Annotated in this window: 6 protein-coding genes; 3 read left to right on the forward strand and 3 right to left on the reverse strand. The window is 52.7% G+C overall.

Going from position 1 to position 12,987, the window contains the following annotated elements:
- Positions 1-94: 94 nt before the first annotated feature.
- Both E3E30_RS08715 and E3E30_RS08720 read right to left on the reverse strand, forming a co-directional pair.
- Positions 95-8,722 (reverse strand): right-handed parallel beta-helix repeat-containing protein, encoded by an 8,628-nt coding sequence (locus E3E30_RS08715; RefSeq protein ID WP_167729264.1) that lies wholly within the window; start codon positions 8,720-8,722, stop codon positions 95-97.
- A gap of 220 nt (positions 8,723-8,942) precedes the next feature.
- Positions 8,943-9,716, reverse strand: coding sequence for an S-methyl-5'-thioadenosine phosphorylase (locus E3E30_RS08720; protein ID WP_167729396.1), 774 nt, complete (start codon positions 9,714-9,716; stop codon positions 8,943-8,945).
- A gap of 114 nt (positions 9,717-9,830) precedes the next feature.
- On the opposite strand from E3E30_RS08720, the gene E3E30_RS08725 reads away from it, so the two are divergent.
- From E3E30_RS08725 to E3E30_RS08735, 3 genes are all read left to right on the forward strand, one after another.
- Complete coding sequence (locus tag E3E30_RS08725; protein ID WP_042692087.1) at positions 9,831-10,556, forward strand: proteasome assembly chaperone family protein; 726 nt, start codon at positions 9,831-9,833, stop codon at positions 10,554-10,556.
- A 149-nt stretch (positions 10,557-10,705) separates the two neighbouring features.
- Complete coding sequence (locus E3E30_RS08730; protein ID WP_167729265.1) at positions 10,706-11,851, forward strand: RNA-guided endonuclease TnpB family protein; 1,146 nt, start codon at positions 10,706-10,708, stop codon at positions 11,849-11,851.
- 1 nt (position 11,852) lies between these two features.
- Positions 11,853-12,236, forward strand: a complete 384-nt coding sequence (locus E3E30_RS08735; RefSeq protein ID WP_167729266.1) for a DUF473 domain-containing protein — start codon at positions 11,853-11,855, stop codon at positions 12,234-12,236.
- On the opposite strand, the gene nucS is transcribed toward E3E30_RS08735, so the two are convergent.
- A complete protein-coding gene (nucS, locus tag E3E30_RS08740) occupies positions 12,233-12,982 on the reverse strand; it encodes an endonuclease NucS (protein WP_167729267.1) in 750 nt (249 codons plus the stop codon). The two genes, E3E30_RS08735 and nucS, sit on opposite strands and share 4 nt — an antisense overlap.
- Positions 12,983-12,987: the final 5 nt, after the last annotated feature.

A 12,987-nucleotide genomic window follows, 5' to 3' on the forward strand; every position in this document is an offset into this window, starting at 1 on the left:
ACCCCCTTTTAAAGGGGTGTGTTTTCTGCTGAGGTTAAAAAGATGTCGAAGAACACCCGAGGCGCCATAAATAAAAGAGAGACGGGAATCGAGGCTAACCCCAGTGTTTGTAGAGAGCCACCAGGGTTCTGAGCTGGGTGGTGGCAATTTTAATCTCGAGGTACGCCTGTATCATGTGGCTCAAGGCATCAACACTGTAGCCAAGCCGTATGGCCCTTTCGTAGTCGTGCTCGGCAAGACGAGCCAAGCTTAATGGGCCCTCAAGCAGGATGTCCGGGACTCCCAGCTCCTTCGCCTCGCCGTACAGTTTCTCAAAGAGCTCGCGCTGGTGGTTGTACTTGTTCCTGAACCTGTTGATAATCCTAGCCCGTCTCATGTTCTCCCTGCTGTATTTGACGACGTTCACTACGACACCGGTGGTGTTGGATATTCCGCCTACGTTAACGGCCTTAACTTCAATTACGTACGTTCCAAAGCTCAGGTTCTCAAGGGTGTAGGACGTTAACAGACCAACGTTGACCCACGTACCGTTGTTTACCCTGACCTCATAGTGGTCTATTCCAAGTTTATCCGCCCCGACCCACGTAACGGTAACGTTAACGGTATCGTTGGCGGGAATCACCGTGCCGTTCTCGGGTGAAGTTATGGTTATCCTCGGTACGCTGAGGCCGCCAATGACGTAGAGGCTGAAGTGATTAACAACGGCCCAGACGTAGTTCTCCTCGGTGTTAACGCCTGCGTCGTAAACGAAGGGACCGTTTGGAATGGTTGAATTCACGTAGTCGGCCACGCGAACCCAGGTGCTTCCGTTCCAGTAGTAAAGGCTCAGCGTGGATTCATCTATCGTTCCGAGTTCGCTCTCGTTGTAGCGCACCTTGAGGGTGTACTTCTCAACGACGTTTTGGGTGGTGTCGTTTGATTCCACGGAGACCTTGATGTACTTAACGGGAGCAAGCGCGGTCTCGTTGGTGTCGTTGGAAGGCGATGCAACGACCAAGGAAGTGGCGTTTTCCTCGTTGAGAACGCTTTCATCTGCCGTTACGGTGGCGTTGACCGTCAGAAGGGCCCCGGTTGTGGCAGACTCGTTGACGTCCATCGTCAGCTCAAGGTCTCCACCCCCAACGGTCACATTGGAGGTCTCGTTGGTCACCACAACGTTTTCAACGATGGTTCTCTGCCCGTAGAAGACCAAGGACGTCTCCCCCACGTTTCCGGAGGAATCCACAACCGTTATCACTGCGGTGTATTTTCCAACGTACGGAACCGTGTAATCGTAGCTGTAGAATCCAGGCGAATCCCCGAGGTTCGTGGTAAAGCTGGTGCCGTTGGGGAGCACTATCGTCAAGTTAACGGCCCTGAGCGTATGGTCGTCCGTGCAGTAGAAGGAGATTGTAGTCGAGTTGCCAACGTCAACGACGGAACTGCTGAGGTTCGCCTTCAGGATTATCGGGTTCACCTCGTCCCCGCTGTACTGGTCGAGGAAGTACTCCTTCGTGTACGGGTATCCTGGGTTCCTGAATGCAACCAATCTAAGTTGTGAGGCGTCGGGGTCGTAGCCCTCAACGACGAAGGGCCCGTTACCAACGAGGGAGTGTCCGTGCTCCAGTATAAAGGCGGAGGTCGAGGCATACCTCTCCTCTGCCTCCTCCTTGGAGACGTAGGGCCCCAGGTATTCCGGAATCGGGGCAGTACGGGCCAGGGATTCCAGCTCCCTCAGAAGGTCCTGAGAATGCTGCGGATTGAGCTGGTCAAAGCCCTCCAAATCCAGCTTGTGCTCGTTGTACGGGGGTTTGCGAATGAGCTCTTCAACGGCGTAGTAAATCTGCCAGGGAGCGAGGGGATACGGGACAAGCAGTGCCAGGCTATCAAGTTCCTGACCTGGAATTGGCACGTTGTTCTGGTACATGACAATCTGAACGGTGGTATCGTTTACCTGCTTAAACTCAACGGCCTTAATCTTATCAAGAACGCCCACGTAGTATTTGTTCGCAGGGTACAGTGAAAAGCCGTCCTGGGAGTACGTAATCTCCCACGCGAAGGACATGCTGGCTATGTAATCTGCAAGGGTCATGCGCTCTCCGTCGTGCCACGTCCCCAGCGTGCACGAGAGGGTTAACTTCACCGGCACCGTCGAGGTGTTTCCAACGGGTTTCCAGGTGTTGGTCAAGTCGTCCCATACGAGAGCATTTGCGGGAACGCTGACGTTGTACTCCGCCGAAACCGGCGAACAGTAGTTGCTAAAGACGAGGGACCTAAGGAGCCCACCGCCGTAGGTGGCGTAGGAGTCGTAAATGTTGGGGTTGGCCGGCACCCCGAGGAGGGGGTTACTGCCTGGGTAGTAGCTACCCGTGTACAGGCCTACGCTCACAGTGCCGTCGGTCGTGTTGGCGGTTATGATTGACAGGCCGTTGAGGCCACTGCGCGGGCTCGTGGCGTAATCGTAGAGGCGGGAGGGGTTCACGGGGAAGACGTTGGTAACACGGGAAACGTAGACCCTGAAGGACTCGTAGACACCGAGGGCGGTTCCGAGCTTTATAAGGTCATCCTTCTGGGACTCATCGCTAAGGAAAACGTCCGCAGTTCCATCGCCGTCGAGGTCGACGTAACCGTTGTTTAAGAGGGCCCCGATTTCGTCGGTCGTCCAGTTGAGTATACCCTCAAGCCTGGTTCCCGTGTAGTACTGAAGGTTCAGGGAAGTCGCCCCAGCGGTGACGTTTCCATCGCCGATTGCAGATAGAACGTCCCCGACGGTGCTCCTCTCCGTGTTCTCTGGCGACCATTTCCAGCCGCCGAGAGCGGGTGCGTAGCCATGGCTGGAGTACATAAAGTACACGGTCCAAAGACCGCCCCCAGAACCAAGCCATCCTTCGGTGTAGTACGACCACCCGTAGGAGCGCGGGTCCGTTGAGTAAACGAGGTAGCTGGCCTCGCTTCTCGTGACTTCCTTTCTAACGACGCGGAAACCGGCCTTCTCAAGCAGGTCCGCGAGGTAGTTGCCGAGCACGTTGCGCTCGTCTTCAACGCGTATAAGCCCCGTGACTTCAACGGGCCTGCCGTCGAAGTACCACGTTCCGTTCACCAGCTCAAGGGTGTGGCCCTCCTCCGCCACCTCCTGGGCCGCGGCGTTCATGGCATCGTTTATCATTATCAAAGCCTTGGCTTCGTTTCCATCGGGGCTCATCCCGAGGATTGTTGGAATTGGCGCAACATCCTTGGAGTAGAAGTCAAGCCAGTCCGCAAACGGGGTGAACATCTCGTCCCCCATCCCCAAGAGGGCGGTGCGTATAAAGTAATCCCTGTTGATGAGCCAGTTTATAGCGAACCTTATCTCCCTGACCGCGAAGGGGTTGAAGTAGGGCGTTCCGTTAACGGTTATGATGTACCTGCTTCCAGGGTCGTGAACCGGGTTAAAGAGTATGTCAAAGTACTCCAGGCTGTTGGGAACCAGGGAAACGTTGGAGAGAACGTCCTCAGGAATCCGGGAGACGGAGTAGGTCTGATAGCCGAAATCAACGTCTCCCTTAGAAACAGCGTACAGCAGGTCGGTGGCGTTGGCGTAACCGCCGATAAGCACGCGCTCCGGCACTGGACCGAGGCTCGGGTTGGAGGTAAGCACGGTAAAGATGACGTCGTTGCCCAGTGAAGTGTTGACGGGGTTCTTGGCAACGGCCCTAACGTAGTACCGGGACCCAATGGAGAGTCCGTTCAACTGGAACTCGAAGGGGCCCGTTGAGTTCACGAACCTGTGTTCAGTTTGAAGGGTGGTGTTCGCCCCAACCGGACCGTACTCAAACCACACCTCCGTGAGGGCACCTCCGAGGTCAACGAGGAACCCGCGGAGTGTCACCGTTCCGTTGTTGAGAACAAGGGGAACTCCAGTGAAGACAACGGGAGTTGATGGGGTGACCAAGGGATATTCATCGGTGCTGTCGCCGTCCACAGTGTAAGGAACGTCCCCTATGCCGTCTCCGTTCAAATCAGCTCCAGCGTAGTCGTTCCAATAGTTGCCGAGATAGTTGGTGAACTGAGAACCGGGAACGATGATGGTTCCGTTAACGTAATCGTAGGAGATTTGCTCTGGAGAATACCACCTGGCAGTGGAGTTCTCCATGATGACGTTCTGGGAGTTGTTGAAGCGATTTAGGTAGAAGACGTTGCCGGTTGAATTGTACATGTAAACGCCAGTCCAGGAACTGTTGACAACCGTGTTGTTAACGAAAGTATTGTTGTAAACCTCCCAAAGCCAGAAGCCCTTCACGTTGTTGGCGATAACGTTGTTCTCAACGAGGGAATTCCTGGTGCCGTGTCTTAAAACGACTCCAACGGCTGTTTCATCCATCACGTTGTCAAAGACGTGGAGGCCACTCGAACCATCCGCCTGGAACGCACCGTTGTTGTCCCTGAAGTAGTTCCGGAACACGCTCGCACCCGTGACGTTGTAAAGCTCAAAGGCGTTGTAGCCGCTCCCAACGGCAAAACTGTCCCGAATGGTCAGATTACCTGAGTTAACGACAACCAAGGCCTGTCTTGAATTGTTGGCAAAGCTGTTCCCTCCAAGAACCACGTCAAAACTGTCCTCAACTGCTACCCCCGCGCCGTTGCCGAACACCCTATTACCTAAGATTACGCTGAGGTTCGATTTTATAAGTAGAATGCCGTTGTTTGCCCCCATAATCGTGCTGTTGAGTATTCTCAAGCCAGGAGAGAGGTAGGCGGTTATCACCTGATAGTACGAGGAGTTTCCGTGGTTCAGGTAGCAGTTCTCCACGGTGTTGTTTGGGGAGTATTGAAGATAGATAACGTCACGGTAGGTATTGTAGATGAAGTTGCCCATGAATGTATTGTTCGGAGAATCGCTGACGTAGAATCCGTTTCCATTCGTTGAACCGTTTATCAAGTTGCCGGCGAAGAGGTTGTCATGAGAGCGTCCAACATAAACACCCGACCCTGTGCTGTTGAAAACAGTGTTGTTGGCCAGTAGCGAAGAATTAACGTTCCAAAGGAAGATACCCTCGCGACCCGAATATGAAATCGTGTTGTCAACAACAGAAACATTCTTGGTGTAAGATACGTGAATTGCCGAACCTTTTTCAATGCCCAGAGTGTTGAACCGAACAACGCTTCCAGTGGAGTTATAAAGGCCTATCCCCTCAAGAACGACTCCAACCAGCGTGTTGTTCTCAATAACGGAGTTCAAAGCTCCCTGCCCCTCAATTCCAAGTCCAATACCCGAGATGGTGTTTTTCAGAACCTTGCTGTCAACCGTGCCCCAGAGGGCAACACCCCTCCTAAAGGCTCTATCTATCGAGTTGGAAACGACCGTAATTGACCTCGAATTCGTTAGCGGAACGCCGTATTCAACGTTCCGAAGCGTGTTGTCCGAGATTGTCACGTTGTAGGAGTTCCAGAGATGTACCCCGGACGCAGAGGGGCCCACGTAAAGCATGGCAAGATTGCTGAGAACGTCGGAGTCGGCCCACTCGTCGGAACTGTCCGATACCGCCCCAGTCCAGGGCACAGAACTGACGGCGGAGCTACCAGAACCCCCCGCAATCCACGCGATTATTGCAATGTCCCCCTGACGACCACCGAGGGCTTCCCAGGGTATCCTAACCTCCAGGGTCTTCAGTCCAGTTGTAGAATCACCGGTGTAAGCAGCAGAATATCCACTAAACCGGTCCTGATAATCGTAAATCCATGAGCCAGTGGCAACGTCGTACTTAATCAACTGCAAGCCCTCGTGAGTGCCGTTGTCGAAGGTGAGCTTGCCTCCGCTCCACCATCCATAGAGCTCGTAGTCAATGCCGTAACGCGAGTCAAAGCCAATGGAGCGGTTCCACGCATCGTTCTGCTCCCGGTATCCAATGTACCCAAACTGAGTGTACGGGTCAACGTCAATCGCAATGCCGTAAGAAACGTCCCAGCTCTCGTTGTTCCGGGTTGTCAGCGCGATGTAGAGATAGTCGGAGTCCCACGAAACGTAGAGCGACTCCAGGTTCGCACCGGGAAGACCACTGTCCGGAGCGGTGGCAAGGGGGCTTGACTGACCCCAGTCCTCAAGGGAGCCATCAATTGTCTTGGGAGTGGGCTGGAATGGGAACGAGTACAGCTCATCAACGCTGTTCCACCTGATAACGGCGTTACCAGAATCCTGAAGGGCAATGGCGTCGTACACGTTGTTCTTGATAGTGTTGTTCTCAACAACGAAGTTGGTGCTGTTCTGAATGAGTATACCCTGCACCCCACCCAGAACCGTGACGTTTCTGATTACGAAGCTCGCCGAAACGTCTTTGACGAGGATTCCGCACCACCTGTCACCAGCGTTCACCGTAAAGTTCTCCAGAACGTATGGGTCGTTTGGAGTTCCTGAACCGGAAATCAGCCAGTCGTAGGCGGAGAAGCCCTCGTTGCCCTCTATCGTGATGGGAGGAAGAACAGTAACGTTGCTAAAGAATCCCAGTGGATAGTCATCCCTGTTTTCGGAGTCAATTATGTACGGAACGTCGCCCACCCCATCGCCGTTGGCATCAGAACCGTAATAGTCGCTCCAGTAGTTGCCGAGATAGTTTGTGAACTGAGAACCGGGAACGATGATAGTCCCGTTAACGTAATCGTAGGAAATCTGCTGGGGAGAGTGCCAGATGGCCAGGGAGTTATCGGCAATTACGTTTTGGTCATTTTTAAAGACGTTGAGGTAGAAGACGTTGCCGGTGGAGTTGTACATGTAAACGCCAGTCCAAGAACTATTGACAACCGTGTTGTTAACAAAAGTGTTGTTGTAAACCTCCCAAAGCCAGAAGCCCTTCACGTTGCCAACCATTACGTTGTCCTCGACGATAGAATCGTGAACGCCGCACCTGAGAGCAACCCCTACGTTGGTGTTTTCCATCCTGTTGCCCGCGATGACGAGTCCCGTTGAATTGTCGGCCTGAAGGGAACCTCCAGAACTGTTGGCAAAGACATTCGAGAGGAGCCGTCCGTTACTGGAGGAGTAAACCTCAACACCGTTGTAGGTGGCGTTGAGGAACCTGTTGGATTGAACGGTAAAGTTCGTCAAGTTTTGAACGACGAGCCCCTGCCTGAGAAGGTCAGAGATGGCGTTTCCTGAGATGCTAACGTTGACAGAATCAATCGCGACAACGCCAGCGCCCACGCCGTAAACAACGTTTCTCTCAATCCTGGAGTTATGTGATTTGGAGAACAGGTAGATTCCATTATTCACTTTTGTGACCGTGTTGTTGACCGCAACAGTGCCGGGAGATTCATAGACACTAATTCCCTGAGATGTTGAGATGTTGCCATGTTCAACGTAGTTCCCCGCGAGCAAGTTTCCAGGCGAAAACTGAAGTTGAATACCGTCCTCACCTGTATTAACTATCCTGTTACCAGTAACAACGTTGAGTGTGGAGTTCCAGACGTAGACACCGTCTCCACGGAGAACGTTGTGAATTTCGTTGTTGGATACGTTGTTTTTGTCGGCGCGGTTCAGAGAAATTCCGCTGTAGAGGTTCCCGTCTAGAAAGTTCCCCGCGACGGTGACGTTGGAGACGTTATCACGTAGATATATACCGAACTGGTTTCCAATAAGGGTATTGTTTTCGACGGCCATTTCGAAGACATTTCTAACCAAAAGAATCCCTTCTCCACCGTTGTTTGTGATTTGGTTGCCGTAGATAGTCCCTCCAAAGGTATCGTGGACGTACACACCCTGTGAGGTAGCGTTGGCTATGCTGTTGTCGTGAATCACCGTGTAATTGCCCCAACCGACTCCGATGCCATAGCCCCTGTTATTAACAAGGGATATCCTGTTGTAGGCAATCTCCGTCTCGGGAGTATACCCCAGGTACACGCCCCCGCTGGTTACGTTGAATATTGTGTTATTCAGTATCCGGTTCCCACTTCCCGCAGACCACATGTAAACACCAAAGCTGGAAGTATCGTGGAGATAGTTCCCGACGAGAACGTTGTTGGAAGCGTTTTCGTTCAGCTGTATGCCGTAACGCCCAGAGAAAACCTCGTTTTCAGAAACCACGTTCATGTGAGAGGCCGTCAGGGCTATTCCACTGTAGTTAACAGTGTATATGATGTTGTTGAGAATCCTGTTACCCTCCGGGCCGTACCGGAGGTAAACTCCATAGGCCATGTTTCTCATAACGTTCCCCGACACCGTGTTGTTGGCGTGGAGGCCCTTCTCCAGGAGAACACCGTACCAGACTATGTTCTCGAAGGTGTTGTTGGAAACAACTATATTGCTGCTGGCTCCAAGGCCTGTAAAGTTCGTTAGCACAACGCCAGCCCCGGAATCGTGAAAGTAGTTGTTGACTATAAGCCCGCGCGAAGAGTTCTCAACGCGAACGCCATCGTTGGTGACGTTGCCGAGGTCAGAGAACTCGATGACGAAGTTGCTAACGTTTTCGAGGTAGATGCCGTAGTAGGAACCGAACACGGTAACGTTCCTTATGACAAAGTGGGCCCTTACATTTCGTATTTCAATCCCTGCCTGACTTCCAGAGGCGTTTATAACCCAGTTCGCGATTATGTATGGATTTTCCTCGGTTCCATTGCCCCCAAGAACAACGTCGGACGATGCGAGCTCGGAGTCCCCGTTTATAACAACGGGGGAGTGGTTCCAACTCGGGGAATTCGCGGACACAAACGCCATTGGTGGGAAAATTGCAAAGAGGGCAATTGCCACCAGCAACAGGGAAACTAATTTTTTCATCCCGTTCCCCCCGCTTGACGCCTTACCAACCCCATGCCGGATTTTAGTTTACATGATTACAGCATTAATTTTGTAGTATTTCCAAGAAATTATATAAGACTTATGTCTATGCAAAAGTGGAATAGCCCAAAGGGAGCGCTGGAACGTATCAAGTTATTAATTTTGAAATCCCAAAAAGACCAGAGGGAAGGTAAGAACAGAGAACAGAAAGGGCGAAGACTCACACGAACATCGTTTTCAGGACATCGGCGCAACCGCACTTCCTCTCTTCAGGAATCCTCGGGATGCCCTTCTTAAGCAACTCCTGAACCTTGTAGTTGTTCTCGGCCATGACCTTGAGGACCTCCTGGGCATCAACCGGCTTGTCGGCCCAGACGTCGTAGTCGGTGACCGTTGCGATGTTCACATAGCACATTCCGAGCTCCCTAGCCAGGTTTATCTCAGGGACGAGCGTCATTCCGATGATGTGGGCGTACTGGCGGAACATGAAGCTCTCGGCGCGCGTTGAGAACCTCGGCCCCTCGATGCAGACATAGGTGCCCTTCTCGTGGACCGGGAAGCCGAGCTCCTTGGCAGTCTCGTAGAAGATTTTCCTCATCTCGGGGCAGAAGGGGTCGGCCATCGAGACGTGGGCCACTTTAGGGCCGTTGTAGAAGGTGTAGTCGCGCTTCTTCGTGAAGTCAATGAACTGGTCGGTTATCACTATATCGCCGGGCTTGTACTCCTCACGGAGCGAGCCAACTGCCGTAATGCCTATGACCCTCTCGACTCCCAGCTCCTTGAGCGCCCAGATGTTCGCGCGGTATGGAACCTCATGGGGCGGGAACTCGTGGTGCTTGCCGTGCCTCGGTATGAATGCCACCTCAACGCCCTCGATTTCGCCAATCTCAATCGGCGCGGAGGGCCTGCCGTAGGGCGTGTGAACCTTGACCGTCTCCTTCGGCTCGAAGACGCCGTAGACCCCGGAACCACCTATGATACCTATCCTCGGCATGGTCATCACCGTGTTAAATGCTCGCTCCACTCATATAAGGGTTGCCTTTCCAGTGGAAACGAAGGGCGGAAACTTTAATAACCTTTGGGAACTAAATATTCCGGGGGTGGTGAGATGGAGGAGAAACCAGTCAAGCTCGTCCTGCCGGAGGTAAAGAACCCGATATTCATCGAGGGTTACCCTGGAATAGGCCTCGTGGGTCACATAGCGGGCAACTTCCTGGCTAAAGAACTCGGAATGGAGATGATAGGCTACGTCGAGAGCCCGTTCATCCCGCCGATGAGCATAGTCCTCGAGGGGAAGCCCAACCCACCGCTCCGCTTCTACGGCAAGGACAACGTAATCGTGGCCATAGCGGACATCTACGTCCCCCCGACGCTCGTTAACGAGATAGCAAAGGAACTCGCGAGCTACCTCAGCGAGATGAAGGCCGAGAAGGTAATCTCCATCGGCGGAATCGGCATAGGCTTCTTCAAGGAGAAGATGGAAGTGTGGGGCGTCGGCGCGAGGGAAGAGCTTAACAGGGAGCTCGAAGAGGCCGGAGCGAAGATACTCCAGTACGGCTCGATTATGGGGATGAGCGGAAAGCTCCTCTGGGAGGCCGGCAAGAGAGGGCTGAACGCCTACGTGCTCCTCGGCGAGACGTTCGGAGACAGACCCGACCCTAGGGCCGCTGCCAACGTCATCGAGGTCCTCAAGAAGCTCACGCCTATTGACGTCTCGACGGAACCGCTCATCAAGGAGGCGGAGATGATTGAGGAACAGCTCAGGAAGATGCACGAGCAGATGGAGCAGGCGAGGAAGAAGGAGATGAAGCAGTACGAGAGCCTCTACCTCTGACCTCCTCTCCGCCCCAAAGGACGGAGGCCCTCAACATGAGGACTTCGGTTGCGGTAAACCGCATATGGGTCGGCCAGAGACCCATCCACCCAACGGATATACCGCTAGGTATCATCAATACCAACTACATGCAAACCTTAATAAACTTTGTGGTAGTAGTAATAATAATGTGTGGCATAAAACTCACACAAACTTTCAAGTTGATGAAGCCAAACAAGAGAAAAAGGGAGTTGTTGGACGCAACTATTGAAAGGTTCAAAGAGTGCGTTAATGCTTGGATTTCAGAAATTGAACAGCTTGGCGAATACCCAACGAGGAAAAACGTCCATTCATTTGCATATAAAAAAATCCGAGAGCAATTCAAAGACCTACATTCTAACGTGGTTCAAGAGGCTATGAACAGAGCCATTGAGGTTTATAGGGCTTGGCTTAAGACAAAAGGACAAAAACCTGTTTTCACAGCAGACGTTGTTTCGTTTAAGAACGTTGATGTTAAAATTGACAGACACTTCATCAACGTTCCGTTAATCAATAAAGAACGGGTTTGGTTGCCAATGCATGTCCCTAAAAAACTCAGAAAGTTCCTCAAGATGAAGCACGGCAGGGTCCAAATTTCAAAAGTCGATGACGAATACTACGCCCAAATTAGCTTTGAGGTTCCAGAGCCAAAACCATATGAACCAAAAGGCTGGCTTGGTGTAGATATCGGGATTAACCACATTGTCGTAATCTCGGACGACAGGGGAAAAATAAATAAGTTCTATGACAACGCAATTGCATGGAAAAAGAGTGTTGAATACCGTAGGGCAAGATTGCAGTTTCTTAAGGATAAACGAACAAAGAAGGGGGCTTGGAGGATTCTCAAACGACTTTCCCACAAGGAGAAGAACAAGATGGCTTACATAAACCACAAGATAGCAAAGGAGATTGTTGAACTAGCCAAGCACTATCACTATGGCATCGCCATTGAGAATCTTAAGGGGATTAGGCATCATTACAACGCCAAAAGGCACAGAAAGAGGCTCCATAAGTGGGCATATGGAGACTTGATCGATAAAATTGTCTATAAGGCCAAATTAAACGGAGTTCCAGTAGTTTTTGTTGATCCGAGAAATACCTCAAGGACTTGTTCCAAATGCGGGTATTTGGTTGAGAAGGGGGTCAAAGGGAGATGGTTTAGATGTCCAAAATGTGGTTTTCAATTGGATCGGGATTTGAATGCGGCAAGAAATATTGCAAAGCGGGCTTTCCGCCTCGCCCCCTGGGGGGCTTCCAGCTCACAAAGGAGGTGGTAGCATGGAGGCGGTAATCCTCGCTGGAATCGCGAGACGGGTTTTGGACGAGCTCCTGAGGAACCCATACCGAACGATAGAGCTCAGGAGCGCGCGGAACGTTTTGGCCATCGAGGAGGCGATAGACGAGGCCCTCAGGCTGTTCCTCACCTACGACCCATTCGACGACGTCTCCACTGGAACCGAAGGTCTTCTCGCGGAGCTGATAGAGGCCAAAGAGCTTGAGACGAGGGTCTCCTGGGAGGAGAGCGACGAGAGAGAAATCACCGTCTGCAGGGCGAAGGTGAAGCTGGTCGGCCTCGGACGGGTTGTGGAGGTCGAGAGAAGGGACGGAATCCTCGTGGCGAGGGTTAGAGAGCTCTTCCCGCACGAGATGAGCATGGGCTAAAACAGCCTGAGCTGTTTTCCCTTCGATTTTCTGCCCCTCTTTGGCGGTTCGAGCTTCCTGAACTCAAGGCCCTCCTTTTCGAGCAGTTTTTTGGCGCCGGAGGTGAGCGAAGGGGCAACGAGAATTCCCCTGACGTTCTCGTGCTCCTCGCGAAGGGTTTCGACGTAGCGCTTGAGCTGGCTGACCGCGTGCAAATCCGCTCTCCTGCGCTTCAACTCGAGAACGACGAGGTTTCCGTCCCTGTCAACGCCGAGAACATCAACGATGCCGTGCTTAATGGGCTTCTCGCGGTGGAGGGGCTTAAAGCCGGGCTCTATAACCTCGGGGTTCTCGAAGATGAGCTCGGCCATCTCGGCCTCGCTACCCGTCAAAGCGAGCTCCTCGTAATCCTCTGCGTGGAAGACCGTGATGAGATAAACCTCGTCGAGTTCTACCTCCAGCGTTTCCCTCGGCTTTCTCCTGACCGAGACGAGAACGGGCTTTTCGCGGAGCTCCAGCCTAACCACACTCCCCGGCGGTTGCCAGTTAACGGGTTCGCGCTTCTCCTTCTGGTGTATCAGGAAAGAGCCGTCGGGCTTGACGATTATCACCCTGTCGCCGGGGCCGAGCTCACTCTTTGCCCGGCCATCGTAGTGAACCCGACAGCGGGCGAAGATTGTAAGCACTCCCTCGGAGGAAACGGCCGAATCGACGAGGAGCTTTATTTCCTCTGGAGACGGGTTCTCCCTGAGCTCAACCTTGGGCATGGAGA

It is taken from the genome of Thermococcus sp. 9N3, assembly GCF_012027685.1.
GTDB classification, from domain to species: domain Archaea; phylum Methanobacteriota_B; class Thermococci; order Thermococcales; family Thermococcaceae; genus Thermococcus; species Thermococcus nautili.